We start from the raw sequence: 21,967 nt of genomic DNA, 5'->3' as shown, positions 1-21,967 counted from the left end.
AACGTCGGTTCCTGTGGACTGTGAAGCGGCGCGGAAAGGTCAAGAATGATGGCTGGGAATGATGTGGATCGGCCCCGCGATGGATGGCGAGGCGGAAGCTGCGGTGGTACCGGTGAGTGAGCTGCCCCTGACGGATGAGCTGGCTGTGATGTTCGCGCGGGCCTCGAACATGCTGCTCACTGAAGAAACGGTGTCGAATGCCCTTTTGTTGATTACAGAAGCGGCCGTGCTTGCCGTCGAGGACGCCGTGGGTGCAGGCGTGTCGTTGATGGAAGCTGACGGGCGGCGCAGCAGTGCGGCCTCTACCGCGTCAGTTGTGGCCGCCGCGGACGCGCTGCAATACGACTTGGGTGAAGGCCCGTGCCTGACCGCCTGGGCCTCGGGTAAGCCCGTGGATTCGGAAGACATCCGAACTGATCCCAGGTGGATGCGATGGGGGCAGGCCGCGGCGGATCTGGGAGTGCGTTCTTGCGTCAGTGTGCCGCTGCTCTCCGGTGATCTGGCTTTTGGCGCCATCAAGGTCTATTGGGAAGCGCCAGGAACCGCCTCACCTCGACTGATCCACCTCTTGGAAGCCTTTGCTTCACAGGCCTCGATCTTCCTGGTCAACGCGCTTGCCAAGGAGAGAGTCTCGGCGCTCAGTGACCAGCTCAAATCGTCCCTGGCGCAGCGCGAACAGGTTGCAACGGCCAAAGGGATCACCATGGCCACGCTGGGGCTGGGCGAGCATGAGGCTGTGCTTCATCTTATTGCCCGGTCCAACAAGGAGAAGCGCCGGCTGCATGAGGTGGCGCGTGAAGTCATTGACAACCTGCCGGGATCAACTGATTGACCGGGGGAAACTATGACCTTTGCCAGTGGTGAGGAGTTGCAAAGACACCAGTTCCGCTTGGCCTTGGAGGATACCGACCTGACCTTGGAACAGGTCTGGATGGCCTACTTCGGAATTGGTGGTGCGTCAGGCCTCGTCGAAATCCAGGCGTACTACTACGGTGCGCTCAGCTTGCCGCCGCTGGAGCGTGACTTGCTGGCCCACGCACTGAACGAGACGTTGGACGCGCGCGGCCAAAATGGCAGGCGGGCCAGCTACGGGCACGATACTTTGGGTGGCGGAAGCGACCGTGAGGAGTAGTGTCTCCGTATCGCTGTTGCTGTCCGTCATGATTCATGATTGTCGAGTATCGTGGGCTGCTTTGGAGACGGAGGCCCGACTGATGCCGAACCTTGGAGGATCTCGGTCGCGATATCGCGAATCCTTCGGCTGTTGTTGAGGGCCGCGACGTGGAGGAGATCCATGGCCTGTTGCCGGCTGCATTGGTTCTGCACCATGATCAACGACACCGCGGCGTCCACCACCGCGCGGGATTGCAGGACCGATGTGAGGTGATCCGGAACGATGCTCCCGTGCAGCCTGAGGGCAAGGCGAAGGGTCTTGGAAATCGAAGCGGCGTGGGCTTCGACCGCGGCAACTGTCGGCTTATCGAAGACCCCCGGTGTCAAGGCGTAGCAGTTCAGGGCAGCACGCGAGGCGCCCTCACTCTCAATGGGAACGGCCAGTACGGACCTGACTCCTTCGCCGGCAACCCGTTCGGCGTAGTCCCGCCATCCGCGATCCATTCGCAGGTCCTCTATGAGGACAGTGCGTTGGTTCCTCAAGGCTGTAAGGCAAGGTCCGTCGTCGAGCGCGTATTGCTTTTCGTCGAGTCTCCGGGCCTTGTCGCTACTGCTGGCCACAGTGGCGGGAGAAGTATCCCTTTCGACGGTGATGGCGCACAACATTGGATCCCGGGCACCAAGCAACGAGGCAGAGATGGTGGTCAGGCCCAGGAGGAAGTCTGCAAATCCCGAGTTTTCCAACAGCAAATCCTGCAGTTGCTCCGCTGTTGGTCCCACATAATCGGCCATGTCGCCCCGATTCAAAACACGCGGGTCGACAGGCTTCCCTCGGGTGTACCCGGCAGCCTGAACGGCCCACAACGCTCCGCTGGCTTAACGCTACGCTTCTACGCGGCGATGCACACTAATCAATTGAGGGCTTGGAAGGCTCTATTGCTGGCTGGCTGGGATCATTGGTCCCGCTGGTGCGCCACCACGCGGATGGTGTCCACCGATGGGTCTGCTGGGTCCGGAAGCACCATTCCGGCCGTGGAGCCACTGCGCAGGTAGTCGACCACCGCCGCGTTGATCTTTTCGCCGGGGAGCATCGCCAGATCCTCCGGTTCCGGGACCTGGACCTTTGGTGGCGTTGGCAGCTCCCGGGCAGCATCGATGAGGTCCCGCAGGGCTGTCAGGAGCCGTTCGGTAGTTTCTTCGTTGTCGGAGTGGGACAACGTTGCCTCTATGGTGGAAGCGGTGGCGCGGAAGATCCAGATACACGCGCCCATGGGGCGAACGAATCCGTGCACCTCGGCGAACTCCGGAATGCGATCGTGGCAGAGGGGCTCTTTTTTGGCGCAACTGCATTTCTCCAGCCGCTAACTATCCTTAACCAACGCGCATCCGCAGGGGCCCTATGACCCCAGTGGACAACGGGAACCGGTCAGGCGGTGAAGGCGAGGTCCTCTGCGCGCACGCGAAACCGAAGGGGTTCGCCGCGGGCAAGCCGCAGCGCCTCGTCTACGGCAGATGCCGCCATGCGCTCCAGTTCGTTTCCCAACGAACCTGCCACATGCGGGGTGAGCAGGACGTTTGGGTGGGTGTAAAACCCCGAGTCCGAGGGCAGCACCCAAGGTGTTGTGACGTCCAGGATCGCGTACAAGTCGCCCTGCTCCACCCTGGCGAGCAGGGCGTCTTGGTCCACGAGCTCGCCGCGGGCGGTGTTGATGAAGGTGGCGCCGGGCCGCATGCTCTGAATCAGCCCGGCGTCGATGAGGTTCTTCGTGGAGGGTAACGACGGCGCGTGGAGACTGACGACGTCGCTGCCGGTTATGAGCTGCTCCAGGCTGACCAGCCCAACTCCCAGTGCCGAGGCCTCCTGCGGTGACAAGTACGGGTCGGCGACGACGATGTCCAGCTCGTAGGGGGCAAGCAGGCGGATCACATGCCGGCCGATCCTTGAGGCACCGATGATGCCGACACGTTTGCGGTAGTTTCCCATGTCCGGGAAGAGCTGCTCAGGGAGAACCTCCTCGCGGCCTGTATGGAGCGCCCGCGCGATCTGGAGGACCCGCTTGTTGGCCAGGATAATCATGGCAACCGTGTATTCGGCGACGGGGATGGCGTTCGCATCCGCAGCCGAACTGACCTGGATTCCACGTTCCCAACAGGCCTCGCCAATATGATGCTTGATGCTTCCTGCGGCATGGAGCACGTATCGCAGCCGTGGAGCGGCATCCAATACTGCGTCGTCGATCATGGGGCAGCCCCAGCCCGTGAGGAGAACGTCTGCCTTGCTGATCAGGGCGCGTCCCTCGGGGGAATGGAAATCCTGGATGGGTTCGCGGCTCAGGATCTTAAAGCTGGGCTCCAAGGGGTCCAGGCTTCGCGGGGGGAAGACCCCTTGTGCCGTGTTTTCGGGCATGGCCAGGGCGATGTTCAAGGTCATTTGACGCTCCCTGCAGTCAGGCCGGACTTCCAGAAACGCTGCAGCAGGATAAAGGCCACGAGGAGCGGAATCACGGAAAGCAACGAGCCGGTGATGACCATGGGCGTGAATTCCGGTTGGGGGAGGGAATAGCCCTGCCAGATGGAGATGCCCACGCTGACCGGGAGCAGCTGCTGGTCCTGGAGCATCACCAAGGGGAGCATGAAGTTGTTCCACACGCCGACGAATTGGAAGAGGGCAATGGTGACGTATCCCGGGAGCATCATCGGCAGACCCAAGGAGAAGAAGGACCGGACCGGACCTGCGCCGTCGACTCGGGCGGCTTCCAAGGTCTCCGAGGGGACGTAGGCCGCCGAGTACACCCTGGCCAGGTAGACGCCGAACGGATTGCAGAGTACTGGTATCAGGATGGCCCACACGGTGTTTGTCAGTCCGAAAACCGAGGCCAGCATATACATCGGCAAGACCGTGGCCGTATTGGGAATGAGTACTCCCACCAAGACCACCCCAAAGAAGGAATCCTTGCCGCGGAAGTGGAACTTGTCGAACGCGTAGCCCGCCATCACGGAAATCAGGCCGCCGAAAATGGCGCCGAAAGCCGCGTAGAACATTGAGTTGGCCATCCAGCGGAGGAACATCCCGCCGTCCTGATTGAGGACTGCGGCGACGTTCTCAAAGAACGCCGGGTGTCCAAGGGCGTAGGCGCCTGTGGCATAGAGATCGGCGGCGTTTTTCGTGGAGGCGAAGAACAGCCACAGGACGGGAAGGACCATATAGGCACAACCCAGGATCAGGAGTGCGTTGACGGTGAACTTGCCGGCGAACCCGCGCGGGTGGTTGTTTTTTCCCTTTCCGTGGGAAGCAAGCTGCCTTGCAGCGTTCCCGGTCCTGGTCAGTGTTGGGGTGCTCATGCTTTGTTCATCCTTGAGCTCAAGCGGGTGACGACCCAGGACAGCACAGCTGCGACAAGGGCGATGATGATGGATGCTGCGGCTGCCTGGTTCAGGTTGTGCCGGTTGAAGGCGGCATCGTAGGCCCACATGTTGGGGACCCAGGTGCTGGTCACGGAGGCTGTGGCTTTGCCGATGATGGACGGCTCGGTAAACAGCTGCAACGTGCCTATGACGGTGAACAACATGATGACGCTGAGGGCCGGGAGGATCAGGGGCAGCTTGATGCTGAAGGCTGTCCGGATTTCCCCTGCACCGTCCACTCGGGCGGCTTCCAGGACCTCCCTGGAGACAGCTTGGAGGGCAGTGAACAAGATGATGACGTTGTAACCTGTCCACTCCCATACCGCGATGTTCACTATGGAGGGCAGGATCATGTGGTTATCCAGGAAGTTCAGCGAGATGCCCCCGCCCTCCAGGACCGAAACAATGGGGCTGACGCCGGGGGTGTAGAGATATGCCCAAATCAGGGCAGCGATCACGCCCGGGACTGCGTGGGGAAGAAAAACCAGCAGCTGGAAGAGCTTCCTTGCCCTTGCCACGGTGGCGTCCAAAAGGAGCGCGAATGCCAGGGCACCTCCCACCATGCACGGGATGTAGATGGCGCAGTACAGGGCGAGCCGCCCGATGCCTGCTACGAAGCTCTCGGATTGGAGGACCTGTATGTAGTTCTCTACCCCCACGAACGAGGTTTTGGCCTGGCCGAAGCCCAGGCCCGACTTCTGCTGCGCGAAGAAGCTCAGGACGATCGAGTAGATAACGGGTGCCACCATCGCAAGGGCGAAGACGGCGAAAAAGGGAGTCAGGAACAACGCCGCGGTGCGGCCGCCGGTTCCGGACATGGATCGGGTTTTGCGCTGGCGGCGAATGGGGGCTGCCTTGGTCAGGGCCATGATGTTTGTGTCTCCTCCGCGGCAGGGCGGTCCGGGCGGGTTTGGCTCCCGGACCACCCTGCCATGCGGGCCTACTCCTTGACGGAGAGGCCGCTCTGCTTGAGTCCGGCTACGGTCGCGTCCTGGGCTGCCTCAACGGCGTCTTTGACTTTCCCGCCGGTGGTCAACTTGCCGTAGGCGTCCTTAAGGGCGGTGTTGGTGATGTCCCAATTGGGTCCCCACTGCCAGCCCGGAGTGATGGTGGAGTATGCCTTGTCGAAGACCTGGTAGATGTCATTGCCGAAGTAGCTGGCGTCGAAGGCTTTCTGGGCCACGGGCGTCAATCCCGGGAAGGCAAGGAAAGCCGAGCCAGTGTTCCCGCGGGCCTGGATGGCTTCAGGGCTGGTTGAAAGGTATTCGATGAACTTGGCGGCCGCTGCGGGGTTCTTGCTGCTCTTGGTGATGTTGAAGCTGGACCCACCGTAAAAGGCACCGGCCGGCGTACCCCAGTTGGGCACCTCCGCGGCGATCCACTGGCCCTTCTGGCCACTGGCTTCGGTGCGCTTCTGGATGCCGGTGGCGCTCCAGTTGGCACCGAGGACACCGACGACGGCGCCACTGGCCAGGTCCGCTGACCATTCGTCGCTGAAGGACTGCTGGACCTTGACGATCTTTTGGTCGATGAGCTTTTGCCAGTACGTTGCTACCTTCTGCGTTGCTTCATCATTCACACCGACCTTCCAGCTGTCACCCTCGGTGCCGAACCACTTGGCGCCCGCCTGCCAGGACAGGGCCGCGGTCAGCGAGGCCTCGTTCGGATTGAAGCTGGCCAAGTGGGCGTCGGGCGCCACGGCCTTCAGCTTTTTGCCTGCATCCTCAAAGTCTTCCCACGTTTTCGGGACGCCCACGCCTGCTTTGTCCAACATGTCCTTGCGGTACCACATGATCATGGGCGCGGCATCGTAGGGCAGCGCATAGCTCTGGTCACCGAACTGCACCAAGGCCTTCGTGCCGTCGCTGAGCTTGTCCACGGTGGCTGATTTGTCGATGTACGCGTCCAAGGGCTGCAGCTGGCCGTTGCTGACGAACTGCGGCAGTTGGGGGTATTCGATGGTGGCAACATCCGGACCGTTGCCGGCCGTAATCGCCGTCGACAATTTGGCGTACCCGCCGCCGGCGCCGTTGGGAATGGTTTCGAAATTGACTTTGATCTTGTCCTGGCTGGCGTTGAAGGCCGCGGCTACCTTGTCCATGCCGGCCAGGGAAGACCAGAAGGTGATGGTACCGCTTGGGTCCTCCGTGGGAGTGGGAGCGGGGTTGGCAGCCGGGGTGCTGGCGCAACCTGACACCAAGGCCGCGCTGACCATGAGGCTGGCGGCTCCCAGCAGAAGCTGGCGTCGCTTCATTCTGTTCTCCTTTGAAGTTCACGATGCGAAGTCGGGGAGTGCGGGGGCTGCACTCGACTACATCCATTGAAACAACAGAGATGAACAGTAGACTACAAAATAAACACAAATGAACAATATACCGAGGATCAGGCGAGTGAACCCTGGGAGAGCACAGTCAGACCCGGCGCTGCTCCCTCAGGCAGCGTCGAATTACGGACGACCAATGTAGGGGACAGGTTGACGCGCTGCCGCGCCGTGGGGCCAGGGCGTCGGGAGATGACCCGGTTCGCGCACATCATCAACGCTTGGTGTCCGACGTCGAACTTGGGTGGCGCTACGGCAGTCAGGGGCGTGGTCCCCAGCGCCGCGATTTCATCGTCGTAGGCAATGATGGCGAAGTCCTCGGGCACCCTGATTGCTCGCTCCTGACACACGCTGGCGAACTGCAGGGCGTCTTCGTCCGTGTGCACGATCGCGGCGGTGACCTTCTCCCGTATGCACCAATCGAGGATGTCGGCAACCAGCTCATGGTGGGCCTGGGGATCGTTCCGGGCGCGGGACATGGTGCGGACCATGGTGTTTGCGGGATTGGCGCGCAGTCCGGCTTTTTCCATCGCCTGAGCAAATCCCTCGATCAACGGCGGCGCTGTAGGGCTGTTCTCCCTCAGGCACAGAGCGATACGTTGGTGTCCCAGCTCCTGGAGATGGGCGACGGCGATGCGGGCGCCCTGGGCATGGTCGCTGCGTACGCACTCGAAATCGCCGCGATCGAGTGCGTCTTCGATGGATCGCTCCACGACGACGATCGGAACGGCCGCTGCTGCCAGCAGATCGAGCGTTTCTGTGTCCGAGAGCGATGCCTCGCTTGGCGTCACCAGTATCCCGTCGACGCCGAGATCGTACATTCTCTGAAGCTGCCGTTGTTCTTCGGTGCTCGAGTAGTTTGAGACGCCAAGAATCAATCGAACGCCCGCTTCCCTTGCTGCGGTCTCAGCACCACGGATGACGCCGCTGAAGTAGTAGGAAGCCGAGGGGACGATCATTCCAATGGTAGCGACCACCCCGCGTTGCGGGACCCGGCCGGCAGGCACCTGCAGCGGCTGCTGCGGACCGGAGGCGTCGGAAACCGCGATCGCGCCGCCATGCACCCGTTCCACCAGTCCCCGTTTCTCCAGGATGGCAAGGTCACGGCGGACCGTCATGCCTGAGGTCCCGATCTGGGCTGCGAACTCGGAGGCGTTCAGGGAACCTTTGAGCGCCAGTTCCCTGAGTATGAGGTGTTTGCGGTTTTCCGACAGCATCCGGACCAGCCTCTCGAGGTGTGCACTAGAACGTGTTCATTATGTTCCTTTGTGTTCAAGTGTAAGCATTGGTTACCGGGGCCGTCTTGAACTCAGGACAACCGTGCGAGCAGGCGCGAACCCAGATCTTCCAGTTCCGTGTACGTTGCGGTGTCAATTACAGCCTTGAGGCCCTCCAAGGTTGTCAGGAACGATGCCCCGGTGCTGGTTCGTGTTGGAGTGATGATCCGCGCAAGGACCTCATCCAACTGCTTGTACGGCTCCTTGCCCAGCAACCCTGCCTTGTTCATGTCCTTGAGTCGTTCCGACACCAGCTCCGGTGTGAGGACATAACGCAGCCTGACCGATTTGCTGCTTCCCAGGGTTCCGTTCACGTCCGCCGTGATCCGTGTCCTGCCGTTCTGCCGGGATACGTCAACCCCAGGGTCGGCGGACAAAACCGCACTTGGCTTGATGTCGAGTTCCAGGACGATGGAGGAGGACAACTGGGTGGGGTCGCTGAGGGTCACCACCAGCTGGTCGGCCAATTCCTCCACGGCAACGGCACAGGCTTGGGAAGCCGTCACGAAGGACGCAGTACCGGCGTCGAAGAAAGCCGCGGCCCATCGGCCGGCAGACTCATGCCGGGCCGCGTGCACAACCCCGGTACGGGCGATGACACGAACCGAAGATTGTTCAGCTACGTGGGCTGTTGCACTTGCGCTTGCTCCCGGCAGGACGAGGTAGGCGTACGAATCGGTTCCGGATGCGGTGTGGTCCAGCCAAAGGGTGGAGAAAGTGTTGCTTGCGGCAGGGGATGAACGGTTGGGGCTGATGTCGGCCAGCTTTCCGGTACGGTTCTGGCGCAGTGCGTGGACGTCGGTAGGGGTTGGAAAAACATAGCCGGCAACACCCTCCAGATGTGCCCAGCGGGCGGCCGGTACAGCCTCGGTTGTTCCTTCGACGGCGGCCACGGCGCGCCCGTCAACGGTGACGCCGGCCGATGCCACCGACGTCGAACGCCTGTTCTCCAGAACTGTTTCGACGGTTCGACCCGCCGCGGCACTGATGCCGTCGCCCAGGCACAGAACCTGCTCGCCGAAGAAGAACCAGGACTTACGGCACCTCAGGGATGAGGGCTGTTCCGCCTTCAAACGGAACGCCGCCGCTCCCCAGGTGCCGGCAGTCACACCACCTGCCCAATAGTCGGGGTTGTGGTATTCGGCCCGCCAGGGGACGTTGGCATAGGTCCTTTCCACCCGGTCCACGGTCGTGCCGGGAATCCGGTAGGGGTCCACGGTGTACCAGTACCCGTTGTCGAACTGGTCGAGGTCATTCGTGTACAAGTACAAGGCCCCGTCGGCGGTGTACCAACCGGCGAGGTTTTCGTTGTTGCCCGTCTCGTAGTTCGAGATCCGCAGGGAGTGCATGGCCACAGCTGCCGCGTAGCTTTCCGTGCGGTGAAGTACGCGGTCCATGGCGCCGAAAACCTGCGTCTTCACCAGCGGGCCCCTGGTCGAAACGGAAGTGTCGGCCAGTAGCGTCCTTGCGCCGGCCAGCGAGGCCAGGGAAAACGCAGAAGTGGGATCGTGGGCCGTATCCGCAGTGAGCTCCTGCTTCAGCATGGATGCCAAACGTTGTCGTTCGGCCCCGGGGGCGCTGGCAAGAAGGGGCAGGCAGGCGGCAACGATGCCATGGCCGCTGTCGTGGTCGCCACCGGCCGAGAAGGCAACATTGCGTCCCCTGACTGTGTCCATGACCAGGCCGTTCCAGAGGAATGGTTCGAAAGCCTCGTGGATCCAGGTGTAGACAATCGAGGTGTCGATGGGTGTGCCCAGCGCTGCCGTGCGCGTAATGGTGGCCACCAGCGAACTGAGGAAGCTGGAACCGTAGCCGCCGACGTACGGGAATTGACCATGTTGTATGAAAGAACCGTCAGGATAGAAACCATCGTGACTGAAGAAAGCTGCCTCGTCGGGACCACCGTTGATGGCGCCCACGTTACCGCCATTCAGCAGACCCACCGTGCCCCCAACAGGTTGGGCATAGGACAAGATGGATGCCAGGCTGGCCAATGCGGCTTTCACGGTGTCCAGCTGCCCAGCCAGGACTCCGCGCCCGCTGAAGCCATCGGCAATGAGCGCCAGGTTGGCGGCAGCGGCTTTGGTGCCCGTGGTCGGCATCTCCGGCACCTGCTTTTCCTGGGCGGCGGCGCACGCGGTGATCTGCGCTGGCGCGAGCTGCTCAAACATGAGGACAGCGGTATCGTTCAACGCCTGGGGAGTGGCAATCATCCACTCATACCAGTTGTCGTAGGGCGCAGAGTTGGCAGTGTAGGCGTGGGAGGTGAACCAGTCGAGGCCATCGATAATGGCGGCACGTAGTCCGTTGTTGCGGTAAGCGGGGGACCCCTCGGCGGCCCACCCGATGGCCATGTCGCGGAGTCGGCGGGCGTGGGAAGTGACATTGGCGGATTTGGCGCCCAACGGCAGATCTGCCCACAGGGAGGTGCGTGTAGTTCCGGTGATCATCGATGACTGCCATTTCGTGGCCGTTGAGGCCACAGAGGCCAGCCGCGATGCTATCGGAGGATCTGACGGGTTGTATCCAGAGCCGACGATCCCTGCTTTCCACGCTTGCCTGGCTACGGCGAACGGATCGTCGTTGGCGGCGGCCTTGGACGGTGCGGCCTGAAGACTCGTGAGCAAAGCGGCTGCAGCCGATCCCGCGAGGAGCAAGGACCTCCGGCTGAAGGATTTGTCGGTTAGTGCCTGGCCTGTCGAGGGAGTTGCATCCATGGTTCACCTTTGATTCCGGGCGCAGCGAAGTGCGGCGGGGGAGTTGTAGGGGGTGTGATCCGGACGGCTTGGGGCAGCCCCGGGATCAGGTTGGTTCCATGAAAGGCCACGGGAGTCAGCGGGTCAAGCAAATGATGTTGAGCTGAACAGTAATGAACAGACCAGGTTGGCGCCGCCCTGATTCAGCGTGCTGGATCAGCGGGAGGTGACTGCCGGCAACATCATTCGCATGCAGGTACCTTGCTGTCCGGTTGAGAGGACTTCCACGGAGCCGCCCGCGGCGACGGCGATCTCGCGGACCAACGACAATCCGATGCCAAAGCTGCGTGGCTGGTTCCCCGCGCGCTGCTCTGATGTTCGCGCAAAGCGGTCGAAGATCCGGTCCGGGTTTATGCCCGTGATACCTGCGCCATTGTCGGTCACAGTGATGGTCGCGTGATATTTATCGGCGGCTGCGACGACTGCGATGTGCCCTCCATCGGGCGTGTGGGCCAGGGCGTTCTCGGCCAACCCAAGAATTGCACGGTGGAGCCGTTGCGGGGCAACGAGGGCCTGGGGCTGTCCGCGGCTTGTATATTCCAGCCGGATACCGCGCTCCGCGGCCAAGTGACCCAGGCTCTCGACGACGTCCTGCGTAACAGCGGCGACGTTCGTTGGGGCGGTCAGCGGTTCGTGGGCCGACCCCGTAGCTGACTCCAGGAGTTCGTTGACGATGAGGGTCAGGGCAGCGGTGTCGGACCGGATGCTGGACAGTTGCTGCCCGTAGGGCGAATCGGGAGTTGTGCTGCGTTGTGCCAGTTGGATGCGTGCATCGAGAATGGCCAAGGGGGTTCGCATCTCATGGCTTGCGTCCTGGACAAAGCGTCGTTGGAGGGCCAGTGCTTCGCCCAGGGGGCGGATGGCGCTCCGGGCGCTGAGCCAACCAACGCCACCGGCCAAGGCGACTCCTGCGACGCCGGCGATGACCATGGCCTTGATCAAGTCCTGGGTATCGAGGTAGGCGTAGACAGCCCCTGCTTCCAGGGGTTCCGGTTGTCCGGCCTGGTTCAGCAGGTAGGTTGTGGCGGCTGCGAGGAGGCAAAGGACAAGCAGGGCGCAGGCGGCGCTGATGCGCAAAGCGATCTTTTGCGAGGCCTTGCGAAGGGTTGCTTGGTCCTGTTGTGAGGGCAATGAATGTTCAGTCATCAGCTTCGCCTATCTGATACCCCACGCCATGAATGGTCCTGACGATTGATCTGGCAGTTTTCCGCCGAACGTGATGGACGTGGGTGTCAATAACGCCGGGGAGTTCGCCTTGGCTGTCTGTGGCCATCAGGAGTTCTTCCCTGGTGAATACACGATCCGGCTCGGAGGACAAGACCAAGAGCAACTCCGACTCAGTGGCCGTCAGAGAGGCAAGGAAACCGTGAAGCGAGCGTATGGACCTGTTCGCCGGATCCAGTTCCCAGTCTCCGATGGGGATGGTCCTGGGAACCTGGCGGTAGCTGCGGGTCAGCGCCCTGAGTCTGGCCGCGAGCTCCATGGCATCGAAGGGTTTGGTCATGTAATCGTTGGCGCCGGCGTCGAGGCCCCGGACCTTTTCGTCAACGGCCCCATGGGCGGTGAGGACGAGGATGGGAGTGGCGATCCCCTTGGAACGCAGAGCCGCGATCAAGGCGATGCCGTCCATTGCCGGCAGTCCCCGGTCAATCACCATGACATCCCAATTCCGTGCCACTGCTTGCTGCAGTCCTTCGCGGCCATCTACGGCAACGTGGACGTAGTAGTCGGGCTGGAGGAGTTCGGCTATCAGTGGTCCGAGGGCAGGGTCGTCCTCCACCAGCAAGAGCCACAGTTTGGCATCAGTGGTCACGGATCTATTCTTGCGTGGAGGAAGACGTTGCCGTGCGGGCGCGCCTGCGTTTGAGGTATTCGATGCCCCACGGCAGCACTGAAACCAGCACCATGGCTACTGCTATGACGTCGATGTTCTTTGCAACAACCTCGAAATGACCCAGCCAGGAGCCAAGCAGTGTAACGGAGCCGGCCCAAAGTATTGCGCCAGTGATATTCCACAGAGCGAATGACTTGTAGTGATACCGGGCCATGCCGGCACTCAGGGGAGCGAACGTGCGCACGACCGGTACGAAACGGGCAAGGATCAGCGCGGGGCCGCCTCTGCGTTGGAAGAAGTCTTCGGCCTTGGCCAGATGCGAGGTCTTCAGGACCCGGGCATCGTCGGAGAACCACCGGCGCCCAAAGCGGCGCCCCAGCAGATAGCCGACTTGGTCGCCGGCAATCGCGGCTGCGGTCACCACAAATATCAGCACAGGCAACGCAAGATTCAACTGTTGGTGAAGGAGGCCCGCGGTGAACAGCAGCGAGTCACCCGGCAAGAACGGGAACAAAACTCCGGATTCGATGAAGACCATTAGCGCCACTACGGCCAAGGTTGCTGGCCCAAGGCCCTGCAGCAGGGTGGCCGGGTCCAAAGCAGGAATCAGCTCGGTGTGACTGACAGACTCCAAGACGAGGGCGTTCATCACGGCTTCTTTCGCTGGAGAGTACGTGCGGAGGTAAACCGGTACTGAATCTTGGCCAGGAGGCCCGGTGCGGATCGATTCCATATTCCGGCCATGATGAGGACCGCTGCGATCGTCGCCGGGAACGATGCCACGACATCCAGAGGGTAGTGGGCCCCTATGTAGACACGGGACCAGCCGACCACCGCCGCCACGAACATGCCTGCCCAGAGGGACGGTTTGGCCCATCGCGTTCCCCGAAGCGTAACGAACACCGCCAAGGTGAGGGCAACGGCCAAAGATGTGTGACCGCTGGGGAAGCTGTTGGACACCGGCTCCGGCACCAACGGATCGAACAAGAGGGCGGGGTCAGGCCGGATCCTGCCGATTGCCACTTTGAACACCTGGCAGGTCAGCCAGCCCGATGCCACCGTGGCGGCGAACAAGGCAGCCCTGGGGAGGGACCGCCGAACCAGCAGGAGATAAATACTGCCGGCCATCACCATCAGTCCGCCGGCCACTGGGCTGAACAGAACGTTGAGGGCCAAAGCCATGCCCGTAAGAACTGCGGTGTGGTGCGTGCTGAAGTGCTCATTGACCGCCAATTCGGCTTCAGTAAGCCTAGGGACAAACCTCAACGTCAAGCCGGCGCAGATCACAGCCGCCGAGAGAACCAGCCCCAGCATCAACCAGTGCTTGGGTACCGGCAGCTGTTGAACAGGCTGAGGGCGTGGCGTGGATTGCAGAAACATGGCTACCTTCGGCAGGACGAACTGTTTATTCGATTCTGGGCGGAGGACTTTAAGAACTCCTTAAGAAAAAGTGGGAATGCCGCTGACCAAGTTGGCGCCGGCCATCGATCAATCTTGATGTTTTCTTTCGATCCCTGGCACACACTGGAGACAGGCCCGGTGAGGAAGCCGGGGTGCTCGGTAAACGTGGAAGGTGGTGGGGCCTGTGGGTGGATTCATTGATGGCCTTCTGAGCGTCAGCCCGGCGCTCGCTTACACTTTGGTTGCGCTGTTCGTGTTCGCCGAAGACGCCTTCTTCCTCGGTTTCGTCATCCCGGGAGAAACGGCGGCAGTTCTTGGCGGTGTGATTGCCAGTCGCGGGGAGGTGCAGCTCGGGTGGATGATGGCCCTGGTGGTGCTGGCCGCGATCATCGGCGACACCGTCGGCTACGAGGTCGGAAGGCATGCAGGGACCCGCCTGCTGGAAAGCCGTGCCCTCAAACGTCATCGGGAGAAACTCGGCAAGGCGCAGGAGTTCCTGCGGCGGCGCGGGGGAGCCGCTGTTTTCCTTGGCCGTTTCGTCGCTTTCTTCAGAGCCGTGATGCCGGCTTTGGCCGGCACGTCCCATATGCACTATCCCCGCTTCCTCGCTTTCAATGCGGCCGGGGGACTCGTCTGGGGCGTCGGCTTTGTACTGCTCGGCTACCTGGCCGGGAATTCCTACGAAGTCGTCGCCAAGGTCGTGGGCAGGGACATCACCGCAGTCGCCGTTGCCCTGGCGTTGGTAGCAGTGGTGATCTGGCGGATCCGGTCCGCCCGCAGGAAGCGACGCGATGCGCTGGGGAGCTGAACATGCCAGGAAAAACTGAGCGGACAAAGGGTTGGGGGCGCGTATTCCATGAGAAGTTCGTTGTGGAGGAGCGCTTCATGGAACCCCGAGCCAGGAAGGCTCTTTATGTGACCTCAGCCGTCTTGGCCGCAGCTGGCTTGACTGCTTTCCTCATTACGCTCGCGGGAGTCCTGCAGCATGGTGGCCTGGCCCTGGACGATGCCGTGGCTGAGCGTGCGCTGTTGGGGATGCGCTCCGAACAGCTGACGCTGGTCATGATCGTGGTTGCTGTCATCTTCGGGCCGATAGCGCTGCCCATCATCGTCCTGGTTTTCACGCTCCTGTGGGGCCTGCTTGCCAAGCACGCCTGGCGTCCGATGCTGCTGGCCGCTGCGATGCTGACGGGTGTGGCGCTGGCGCAGATCATCGGACGGTCGGTCGAACGGCAGCGCCCGCCGGTCAGCCAGATGCTCTTCGGCGTGGACACGACTTTCTCTTTTCCGTCCGGGCATGTCCTCGGCGCCTCGGACTTCCTGCTCGTGACGACCTTCCTGGTGTTTTCCCGCTACCGCAACCCGAGGGCCGCCGTCGTCAGCTTTGCTGTCGCCATAGCCGGTGTATTGCTCGCCGCCGTCAGCCGCATCTACCTCGGTTACCACTGGTTTACTGACGCTGTCGCGTCGGTGTCCCTGTCCCTGGTGGTGCTGGGGGCGGTGATTGCCGTGGACACCTGGCGCACCGCCCGGATTCCTGGCGAAGAGGTAACGAAAAAAGACTACGGTATTGCTAAGTAGCCTTAGTAGTGGTGTCCTTATATCGGGATGAAACCTTCGTTCCGCTGACCGGACGCTGACCGGCCAGCCCCGCCGACTCCTCGGAGATGCCATGCAAGGAATTGGTGGCCCAAGCCTTCCGCGACTGACGCAGGACATGCGCCCCCTCGGGTGCCTGCACTGCGGAACCAATGAGAACGTCGCCATCGAATCCATCGAGTCGCTGCCGCCACATCCGGGCGAGCTGCAGGTCCAGGTAGGTTACGTGTGCCGGAAGTGCCAAGGCAATTACCTGCACGCGGCCCGGTTCCGTGATGTCGCAGCGGTTCTGAACAGGACGCGTTCCTTGGATGGTCTGCTCCGTTTCGCCGGCGAATACTTCCACTGCGGAGAGCCGATGTCACTGATGGGCTCGAACATCAAGAGCATCTACGCGCCTCTGTCCACCGATGAGCCCAATGAAGACGCCTCGGTGGTCAACGTAGGAACCAAGGTGCTTCGGTGCCAGTGCGGCTTCCAGTTGGAGCTGCCGAGCTAACATGGCTGCCAGCCGTAACCCGCTTGATGACCTGCGCGAGACAATCAGTCATCTGGCCAACCAGCTCAAGCTGCCAGGTTCCGAGCGGGTGGACGACCTTGTAGGTGACTTGGTAGGTCCCCGCCCGGGTCCGGCCCGCCCACTGTCCGAGGTGCAAGCTGAACTCGACGCGCTGGTCGGGCTCGAAACCGTCAAGGAACAGGTGCGTGCCCTGGTGGCTCTGCTGCAGGTTCAGGCACGGCGTAAGTCGCACGGCCTGCCTGAAGTGGCCACGTCCCAGCATTTGGTGTTCCTCGGGAATCCCGGTACCGGTAAAACGACGGTAGCCCGGCTACTGGCAGAGATGTACCGTGCCGTTGGTTTGCTGCAGAAGGGTCACTTGGTGGAGGTGGACCGCTTCGGTCTGGTGGGCCAATATGTGGGGGCCACAGCCATCAAAACCGATCGGGTGATCCGGCGTGCGTTGGACGGGGTTCTCTTTATCGATGAGGCCTACGCCCTGGCCCCGGAAGAGGGCCGGATGGACTTTGGCCCTGAGGCGATCGAGGTGCTGCTCAAGCGGATGGAGGATCACCGGCACCGCTTGGTGGTGATCGTGGCAGGTTATCCGCGCCTCATGGAAGCCTTTTTGCTCTCCAACCCCGGTCTGCGCTCCCGGTTTGCCCGTGAGATCACGTTCCCGGACTATTCCGTGGACGAACTCGACACGATCTTCCACCAGATGCTCTCCCAGCACGAGTACCTGTTGGAGCCGGATGCGGACCAGATGCTCCGCCGGATCCTTACCGGCCTGCATGCAGGAGAAGACTCGGGCAACGCGCGTTTCGCACGCACATTGTTCGAGCAGGCACTCAACCGTCAGGCGCTGCGGTTGTCCCGCGACGAAAAGCAAAGCCTGGACATGCTTGACCGTGAAGCGGTGATGACCCTCACTGCGGAGGACATCGCGGAGGCCGCACTGGCCTTGGGCGAGGAGCCGGAGCCGGAACCTGACACGACGCCGGAACCGGCCCAGCCGCGCTGGTGGCGCTGGCTGGCCTGACCCCGTTTACGAACAGGTGATGATCAGGTCAGCGGAGGCCTTCGTTGCCTCGACGTAGCGTGCGTTGGCTTCGTCAGGACCATGCGCCCAGGCCTCGGCCGCGGCAGGATCCATCCCGGAATCCACATGCCGTTGGATGAGCCGCGAAATGCGGGTTTCCGCTGGCAGTTCTACGAACCAGGCCTCGTCCAGGTAACTGCGGACCCGACCCCACGGTCCTTCGTCTGCGAGCAGGTAGTTGCCTTCCGTGATGACAATCCCCGTCGACCGTGGCACCGCTATGGACGCCGCAATCGGTTCCTCGAGTCCGCGGCGATACGTCGGCGCGTAAATGACATCTTCCTCGTTGAGCCGAAGTCTTGCCAGGAGCGAGAGGTAACCGCCGACGTCGAACGTATCGATGGCGCCTTTCCGTGCCCTGAGTTCAGTACCCTCGATAAGGGTGTTTGCCAAGTGGAAGCCGTCCATGGGCACGATGGCGCATTCGTGCCCAAGATGCCGTCTGAGGCCTTCGGCAATGGTCGACTTTCCGGCGCCCGGGGGACCGGCAAGCCCAACGATCAAGCGGTTCCCCGAAGTGGCCCTGCGGTGCAGGTCCTCCGCCAGTCGTGCGGTATCGCCAGCGTGCACAGGCTGCAATGACCTAGCCCTTGAGAGTATCGTCGAGCAGGACCCGCAGTTCTTCGAAGTGCCGCTCTGTGGCCTGGGGATGGTAGGCGGACGTGTCGGCCATGGAGTAGCCATGCGGCGCCCCTGCGTAAATTTCATTGGAAGCCTCGAGTCCGGCATCGTCCAAAGCGGCGCCGAGCCGCGCGACTGCCCCGGGAGCCATGCTGGGATCATGGTCGGCGTGTCCAAAGACGAATCGGGCACGGGCATCGGACAGGCCCAGGTGGGGACTGTCCGAAGCGTCGGTCGCGAGGCCGCCTCCATGGAATCCGCCGCACGCTGCCACCACCTGAGGGTGCGAAGTGGCGGTGCGGACGGCCAACCGGGCGCCCATGCAATAGCCAGTGGTCCCGATGGGCCCGGGCGCCACACCATCCATACCGGTGATTGCGGTGACCCATGCTTTGATATCGGGCAGCGCCTTGTCCGATGTCAGGCGACCTACCCGTGGAAAGGCGTCCCTGCCCGCGGCTTCCCTGCCTTCGGTGGTGGTCATGTCGCCCGCCGGGGCGAGCTCGGCTATGGAGCCTTCCCGGTAGAAGACGTTCGGGACCAGCACCACGTACCCCCAATCCGCAATGCGTTGGGCCATCTCCTCAATGCGGGGACGCACACCGAAGGCGTCCATGTAGAAGACAACTCCCGGGAATGTGCCCTTCGCAGTGGACGGGCGGACAAGCAGGGCCTCGGCGATGCCGTCAGCGGCAGGTATTTCGATGAGCATCTGCTTACAGTACCGAAAGTATCCGAGGCTCAGGCGCCAACTACGGCATCGTTGGACACAGCTACCACCTGTACTTTCACGCCTGCGCTGACGAACTTACCGAGCTCCTTCGGGTCGGCGCCGTCGTCGGTCACCAGCGTCCACGGTGCGGCGAGCCGGGCCCAGGCATGGAACGGACGGAGCCCAAGTTTGGACGAATCGGCCAATACGTAGACACTGCTGCCCCGCCGTGCCATGAGTTCCTTGAGCCGGGTCTGGGAATGGTCTGCCTCGCAGATTCCGTCCTCGGCGGTGACGGCATCAGCGCCAAGGAAGACTCTGTCAAAGCTCATTCGTTCCAAGGCCACTTCCGCCAAGGGGCCAACGAAGCTTTGGCTGAGAGTGCGGAGCCGGCCACCCAGGCAGTCCACCTCGATGCCTTCGGAATCGGCCAGTTCCTGCAAGGTGTTGATGCCCGGAGTCGTTACGGACAACGGGCCGAACCCCCGCAGTTCGTGAGCCAGCGCGCCGACTGTAGAGCCGGCGTCGAGAAGGATGTTCTCACCAGCGCGGACTTCAGCCGCCGCCCAGCGTGCAATGGCGTGCTTCTGCTCAAACGCTTCGCCGGTGCGCTGCCGTAGTGAGGCTTCGGGATGCGCCCCGAGCGCCATGGCGCCACCGTAGGTTCGTGCAAGGCGACCCTGCGAGTTCAGCAACGCCAGGTCCCGGCGGATGGTTGAGGCGGTGACGTCGAACCGGGCCGATAGTTCTTCCACCGACGCCAGGCCGGTGGTTACGGCAAGGTGGTAGATCTCCTCGCGCCTTGCACTTGCCGAGAGCATTCTTAGGTCTCCTTACCGTGACGGTGCTACCCATGCTAACCGCCTCAACGGGCCCCGAGCGGTTACACGGCCATGCTGGGGCGGGTTGCCATCTCGGCGGCCTGATGCAGTGCTTCGACCATGCTGCGGGAATCCGCAATTGCCTTTCCGGCTATGTCAAAAGCAGTACCGTGGTCCACAGAGGTACGGATGACAGGCAGACCCACCGTGATGTTGACGCCGGCCTCGATTCCGAGAACTTTGACGGGCCCGTGACCCTGGTCGTGATACATCGCCACCACGAGGTCGTAGTCTCCACGTCCGGCCAGGAAAAACAGTGTGTCGGCGGGCAAGGGTCCGACAGCATTGATCCCGTCAGCCTGCGCGGCCTTGACGCCGGGCTCGATCTTTTCAGCTTCCTCGCCCTGGCCGAAGAGACCATTCTCCCCGGCGTGGGGATTGATGGCGCAAACCCCGATTTTGGGTTCGGGCACTCCGGCCCGGACCAGGGCTTCGTGTCCGCGGCGTATGGTGCGCTCCACCAGTCCGGGCTCGATCTTGCGAATGGCATCGGCCAGTCCGATGTGGGTAGTGACGTGGATGACGCGGATCTTGGGCGTGGAGAGCATCATGGACACTTCCTCTGTGCCCGTCAGCTGGGCCAGCAACTCCGTATGGCCGGGGAAGATGTGCCCTGCGGCGTGCAGCGCCTCCTTGTTCAGCGGTGCGGTGCAGATGGCCTGGACGCGTCCGGCCATCGCGAGTTCGCTGGCTACCCTGATGTATTCATATGCGGCGTGTCCGGCGACCGCTGAGAGCTGACCCCAGGGAAGGTCCTCCGGCAGCAACGCCAAATCGATCACGTTCACCCTGCCAGGTGTAAAGACGGCGTCCTCAACGTTCCCGATCGCCTGGATGTCGGCGTCGACTCCCAGGATGTCGGCTGCCTGCCGGAGCCGCAGCGCGTCGCCGATGACCACCGGGCGGCACTCGGCGTTGCTTTGCCGATCAAGCGCGGCAGCCACCACCACCTCGGGTCCTACGCCGGCGCCGTCGCCCATGGTGACGGCGACGACAGGGAGGGAATTCTGTTCGGAGGGGGCAACTGTGGGTGATGTCATGGTGGCTCCAGGTTGGTTGAAAGCAGTTGGGTCAGAGGATGCAGCGGGCAAACCCAAGGGCTGGCCGCGGCGATGCTGTATTTGGTGGTGAAGCTGGCTGAGTGCGTAGCGGTCACCGAAGCTGCCGGGCTTGGTTCCCACCAGCGTTCCTTGGTCTGTACGGCTGAGGACTGCTCCGTGTTGAACTGCGGCGAGTGGAACCATGGACTGGATTCCCACTGCCTCCAGGACTTCCCGGGCGGTCTCACCGCCGGTGAGGATGAAGTCAGTGCGGATTCCGTGGGCCGCTTCGGCTGTGAAGCGGGCAAGGGACTTGACGATGACGGCGGCCTTGCCAGGGTCCACGCCCGTTTGCTGAAGGCTTACGGCGACGTTGGTTGAGGTGGCAAGGGCCGCCTTGGCCGCCTCAAGCTCTGTCCGGTGCGGGCCCTTGTGATCGGGATCAAGCCTGATCACCCTGTATCCCTCGGCCTCGAGCTCGGTCAGCTGCGCTTGGGCCGTACCCGAAGCGGAACCGACGACGGCGAGGACGGGTAAGGGGGCTTGGTGCGGTTCTCCTCTTTCTGAGTCAGGCGCCGGAGTGAACTGCGCGTTTCGCGCAGGCGTGGTGACCAGGCGTTGGGCCAGCACCTCAGCTGCACCGCCGGTTCCAGCCAGGACTATGCGTCGACCGCGACCCCTGAATTCCGTGCGAATCAGGGCGTCGACTACGAGTTCAAGATCTGCAGCGGTTTCACCATCACACAGGACGACTGCGGGGCTGTCGGTGTCCAGGGCCTCTGACAAGACGGCATGCAGGTCCGCATTCCGCACTTGCCGGAGATTCATAGGCTTTACGGACTCCGGAGACTCAGGGCGGATAAGCTCCGCGATGCTGGACGGCGGTGAGACATGCTCTGCCTGCCACAGATCGGTATGGTCCAGAGGTACACCGCCCACAAAGGCCTGTCCCTGCCTCACGGTGCGCTGAAGCTGGGGGAGTGCACCAGCGATGACGACGCTGTAACCGAGCTGGTTCAAAGCCCTGAGTTCAGCGCTGATATTGCCGCGCCAGATCGAATCGATCTTCTTGAAAAGGATCCCCGCCTCTGCTGCAGCATGGCTTGAGAAGGCTGCAGCAGCTGCCTTGCCTGCCGCTGACGGCGACAGTCCGCGGGAGTGGGTGTCGGTGACCACGACATCGGTGGCGTGTCGCGGTGAGGCGGTTTCGGCGTCGGACGTTCCCAAAAGAACCTGCACGATGTGCCCGTGCTGGACAAAGCAGGAGCCGACTTCGGCAGCGCCGGAGAAATCGTCAGCTTGGACAAATACAGAAGCCACGTCGCTCCTCTCGTGTCATTGCTCGGCCTGCGTCCCAACATCTTGTCGGACGCTTTCCAACATCATGACACGATTGCGCGAAACGCG

The 21,967-nt window shown here is 62.3% G+C and carries 22 protein-coding genes; 6 read left to right on the top strand and 16 right to left on the bottom strand.

What is annotated here, in order from left to right:
• Nucleotides 1-58 precede the first annotated feature (58 nt).
• Complete coding sequence (locus tag PQ627_RS01300) at nucleotides 59-832, top strand: GAF and ANTAR domain-containing protein (protein ID WP_274258016.1); 774 nt, start codon at nucleotides 59-61, stop codon at nucleotides 830-832.
• A 12-nt stretch (nucleotides 833-844) separates the two neighbouring features.
• Nucleotides 845-1,132: a hypothetical protein gene (locus PQ627_RS01295; RefSeq protein ID WP_274258015.1), complete on the top strand. Its 288-nt coding sequence runs from the start codon at nucleotides 845-847 to the stop codon at nucleotides 1,130-1,132.
• 26 nt (nucleotides 1,133-1,158) lie between these two features.
• On the opposite strand, the gene PQ627_RS01290 is transcribed toward PQ627_RS01295, so the two are convergent.
• The 12 genes from PQ627_RS01290 to PQ627_RS01235 form a co-directional block, all read right to left on the bottom strand.
• A complete protein-coding gene (locus PQ627_RS01290) occupies nucleotides 1,159-1,905 on the bottom strand; it encodes a GAF and ANTAR domain-containing protein (RefSeq protein WP_274258014.1) in 747 nt (248 codons plus the stop codon).
• 161 nt (nucleotides 1,906-2,066) lie between these two features.
• The gene (locus PQ627_RS01285; RefSeq protein WP_274258351.1) at nucleotides 2,067-2,384 is read right to left on the bottom strand and encodes a hypothetical protein; all 318 of its coding nucleotides are present in this window, start codon (nucleotides 2,382-2,384) and stop codon (nucleotides 2,067-2,069) included.
• Nucleotides 2,385-2,539: 155 nt separating this feature from the next.
• Complete coding sequence (locus PQ627_RS01280) at nucleotides 2,540-3,544, bottom strand: hydroxyacid dehydrogenase (protein ID WP_274258013.1); 1,005 nt, start codon at nucleotides 3,542-3,544, stop codon at nucleotides 2,540-2,542.
• Entirely contained in the window at nucleotides 3,541-4,455 is a 915-nt protein-coding gene (locus tag PQ627_RS01275) for a carbohydrate ABC transporter permease (protein WP_274258011.1), read from the bottom strand. Before PQ627_RS01275 ends, PQ627_RS01280 begins: the two co-directional genes overlap by 4 nt.
• Nucleotides 4,452-5,387 (bottom strand): carbohydrate ABC transporter permease, encoded by a 936-nt coding sequence (locus PQ627_RS01270; protein ID WP_144658676.1) that lies wholly within the window; start codon nucleotides 5,385-5,387, stop codon nucleotides 4,452-4,454. Before PQ627_RS01270 ends, PQ627_RS01275 begins: the two co-directional genes overlap by 4 nt.
• Nucleotides 5,388-5,458: 71 nt before the next feature.
• Nucleotides 5,459-6,772, bottom strand: coding sequence for an ABC transporter substrate-binding protein (locus tag PQ627_RS01265; protein ID WP_274258010.1), 1,314 nt, complete (start codon nucleotides 6,770-6,772; stop codon nucleotides 5,459-5,461).
• Nucleotides 6,773-6,900: 128 nt separating this feature from the next.
• Nucleotides 6,901-8,055 carry a substrate-binding domain-containing protein gene (locus PQ627_RS01260; RefSeq protein ID WP_274258007.1) on the bottom strand — a complete coding sequence of 385 codons (1,155 nt, stop codon included), beginning with the start codon at nucleotides 8,053-8,055 and terminating at the stop codon, nucleotides 6,901-6,903.
• A 92-nt stretch (nucleotides 8,056-8,147) separates the two neighbouring features.
• Complete coding sequence (locus tag PQ627_RS01255; protein WP_274258005.1) at nucleotides 8,148-10,832, bottom strand: polysaccharide lyase 8 family protein; 2,685 nt, start codon at nucleotides 10,830-10,832, stop codon at nucleotides 8,148-8,150.
• A 195-nt stretch (nucleotides 10,833-11,027) separates the two neighbouring features.
• Nucleotides 11,028-12,017, bottom strand: a complete 990-nt coding sequence (locus PQ627_RS01250; RefSeq protein WP_274258003.1) for a sensor histidine kinase — start codon at nucleotides 12,015-12,017, stop codon at nucleotides 11,028-11,030.
• Nucleotides 12,010-12,684: a response regulator transcription factor gene (locus tag PQ627_RS01245; RefSeq protein ID WP_274258001.1), complete on the bottom strand. Its 675-nt coding sequence runs from the start codon at nucleotides 12,682-12,684 to the stop codon at nucleotides 12,010-12,012. The genes PQ627_RS01250 and PQ627_RS01245 overlap by 8 nt, the downstream gene beginning before the upstream one ends.
• A gap of 4 nt (nucleotides 12,685-12,688) precedes the next feature.
• Nucleotides 12,689-13,354, bottom strand: a complete 666-nt coding sequence (locus PQ627_RS01240) for a DedA family protein (RefSeq protein WP_274258000.1) — start codon at nucleotides 13,352-13,354, stop codon at nucleotides 12,689-12,691.
• A complete protein-coding gene (locus PQ627_RS01235; RefSeq protein WP_274257998.1) occupies nucleotides 13,354-14,085 on the bottom strand; it encodes a phosphatase PAP2 family protein in 732 nt (243 codons plus the stop codon). The genes PQ627_RS01240 and PQ627_RS01235 overlap by 1 nt, the downstream gene beginning before the upstream one ends.
• A 205-nt stretch (nucleotides 14,086-14,290) precedes the next feature.
• On the opposite strand from PQ627_RS01235, the gene PQ627_RS01230 reads away from it, so the two are divergent.
• From PQ627_RS01230 to PQ627_RS01215, 4 genes are all read left to right on the top strand, one after another.
• Nucleotides 14,291-14,914, top strand: a complete 624-nt coding sequence (locus PQ627_RS01230; RefSeq protein ID WP_274257996.1) for a DedA family protein — start codon at nucleotides 14,291-14,293, stop codon at nucleotides 14,912-14,914.
• Between the two features lie 2 nt (nucleotides 14,915-14,916).
• The gene (locus tag PQ627_RS01225; protein ID WP_274257994.1) at nucleotides 14,917-15,687 is read left to right on the top strand and encodes a phosphatase PAP2 family protein; all 771 of its coding nucleotides are present in this window, start codon (nucleotides 14,917-14,919) and stop codon (nucleotides 15,685-15,687) included.
• A 91-nt stretch (nucleotides 15,688-15,778) separates the two neighbouring features.
• On the top strand, nucleotides 15,779-16,204 hold the full coding sequence (locus PQ627_RS01220; RefSeq protein WP_144658682.1) for a hypothetical protein: 426 nt from the start codon (nucleotides 15,779-15,781) through the stop codon (nucleotides 16,202-16,204).
• A gap of 1 nt (nucleotide 16,205) precedes the next feature.
• The gene (locus tag PQ627_RS01215) at nucleotides 16,206-17,246 is read left to right on the top strand and encodes an AAA family ATPase (RefSeq protein ID WP_274257992.1); all 1,041 of its coding nucleotides are present in this window, start codon (nucleotides 16,206-16,208) and stop codon (nucleotides 17,244-17,246) included.
• A 6-nt stretch (nucleotides 17,247-17,252) separates the two neighbouring features.
• Here the strand turns inward: PQ627_RS01215 and PQ627_RS01210 are convergent, their stop codons facing one another.
• From PQ627_RS01210 to pdxA, 4 genes are all read right to left on the bottom strand, one after another.
• Entirely contained in the window at nucleotides 17,253-17,876 is a 624-nt protein-coding gene (locus PQ627_RS01210; RefSeq protein ID WP_274258325.1) for a nucleoside/nucleotide kinase family protein, read from the bottom strand.
• A 13-nt stretch (nucleotides 17,877-17,889) separates the two neighbouring features.
• Nucleotides 17,890-18,639, bottom strand: coding sequence for a dienelactone hydrolase family protein (locus PQ627_RS01205; protein WP_274257991.1), 750 nt, complete (start codon nucleotides 18,637-18,639; stop codon nucleotides 17,890-17,892).
• 29 nt (nucleotides 18,640-18,668) lie between these two features.
• Nucleotides 18,669-19,460 carry a DeoR/GlpR family DNA-binding transcription regulator gene (locus PQ627_RS01200; RefSeq protein WP_144658686.1) on the bottom strand — a complete coding sequence of 264 codons (792 nt, stop codon included), beginning with the start codon at nucleotides 19,458-19,460 and terminating at the stop codon, nucleotides 18,669-18,671.
• Nucleotides 19,461-19,522: 62 nt separating this feature from the next.
• The gene (gene pdxA / locus PQ627_RS01195; RefSeq protein ID WP_274257988.1) at nucleotides 19,523-21,880 is read right to left on the bottom strand and encodes a 4-hydroxythreonine-4-phosphate dehydrogenase PdxA; all 2,358 of its coding nucleotides are present in this window, start codon (nucleotides 21,878-21,880) and stop codon (nucleotides 19,523-19,525) included.
• Between the last annotated feature and the right edge of the window lie 87 nt (nucleotides 21,881-21,967).

Origin of the sequence: Paenarthrobacter sp. AB444 (assembly GCF_028736865.1) — a bacterium.
GTDB classification, from domain to species: Bacteria; Actinomycetota; Actinomycetes; order Actinomycetales; family Micrococcaceae; genus Arthrobacter; species Arthrobacter nicotinovorans_B.
This window is presented reverse-complemented; position numbering and strand designations above follow the sequence as displayed.

Excerpts from the sequence above, each read along its gene's own strand:
- PQ627_RS01255 (WP_274258005.1), bottom strand. The coding sequence starts at position 10,832 with ATGGATGCAACTCCCTCGACAGGCCAGGCACTAACCGACAAATCCTTC.
- PQ627_RS01295 (WP_274258015.1), top strand. The coding sequence starts at position 845 with ATGACCTTTGCCAGTGGTGAGGAGTTGCAAAGACACCAGTTCCGCTTG.
- PQ627_RS01215 (WP_274257992.1), top strand. The coding sequence starts at position 16,206 with ATGGCTGCCAGCCGTAACCCGCTTGATGACCTGCGCGAGACAATCAGT.
- PQ627_RS01300 (WP_274258016.1), top strand. The coding sequence starts at position 59 with ATGATGTGGATCGGCCCCGCGATGGATGGCGAGGCGGAAGCTGCGGTG.
- PQ627_RS01265 (WP_274258010.1), bottom strand. The coding sequence starts at position 6,772 with ATGAAGCGACGCCAGCTTCTGCTGGGAGCCGCCAGCCTCATGGTCAGC.
- PQ627_RS01270 (WP_144658676.1), bottom strand. The coding sequence starts at position 5,387 with ATGGCCCTGACCAAGGCAGCCCCCATTCGCCGCCAGCGCAAAACCCGA.
- PQ627_RS01285 (WP_274258351.1), bottom strand. The coding sequence starts at position 2,384 with ATGGGCGCGTGTATCTGGATCTTCCGCGCCACCGCTTCCACCATAGAG.
- PQ627_RS01220 (WP_144658682.1), top strand. The coding sequence starts at position 15,779 with ATGCAAGGAATTGGTGGCCCAAGCCTTCCGCGACTGACGCAGGACATG.
- PQ627_RS01205 (WP_274257991.1), bottom strand. The coding sequence starts at position 18,639 with ATGCTCATCGAAATACCTGCCGCTGACGGCATCGCCGAGGCCCTGCTT.
- PQ627_RS01280 (WP_274258013.1), bottom strand. The coding sequence starts at position 3,544 with ATGACCTTGAACATCGCCCTGGCCATGCCCGAAAACACGGCACAAGGG.
- PQ627_RS01240 (WP_274258000.1), bottom strand. The coding sequence starts at position 13,354 with ATGAACGCCCTCGTCTTGGAGTCTGTCAGTCACACCGAGCTGATTCCT.
- PQ627_RS01275 (WP_274258011.1), bottom strand. The coding sequence starts at position 4,455 with ATGAGCACCCCAACACTGACCAGGACCGGGAACGCTGCAAGGCAGCTT.
- PQ627_RS01260 (WP_274258007.1), bottom strand. The coding sequence starts at position 8,055 with ATGCTGTCGGAAAACCGCAAACACCTCATACTCAGGGAACTGGCGCTC.
- PQ627_RS01225 (WP_274257994.1), top strand. The coding sequence starts at position 14,917 with ATGCCAGGAAAAACTGAGCGGACAAAGGGTTGGGGGCGCGTATTCCAT.
- PQ627_RS01290 (WP_274258014.1), bottom strand. The coding sequence starts at position 1,905 with ATGGCCGATTATGTGGGACCAACAGCGGAGCAACTGCAGGATTTGCTG.
- PQ627_RS01200 (WP_144658686.1), bottom strand. The coding sequence starts at position 19,460 with ATGCTCTCGGCAAGTGCAAGGCGCGAGGAGATCTACCACCTTGCCGTA.
- PQ627_RS01235 (WP_274257998.1), bottom strand. The coding sequence starts at position 14,085 with ATGTTTCTGCAATCCACGCCACGCCCTCAGCCTGTTCAACAGCTGCCG.
- PQ627_RS01250 (WP_274258003.1), bottom strand. The coding sequence starts at position 12,017 with ATGACTGAACATTCATTGCCCTCACAACAGGACCAAGCAACCCTTCGC.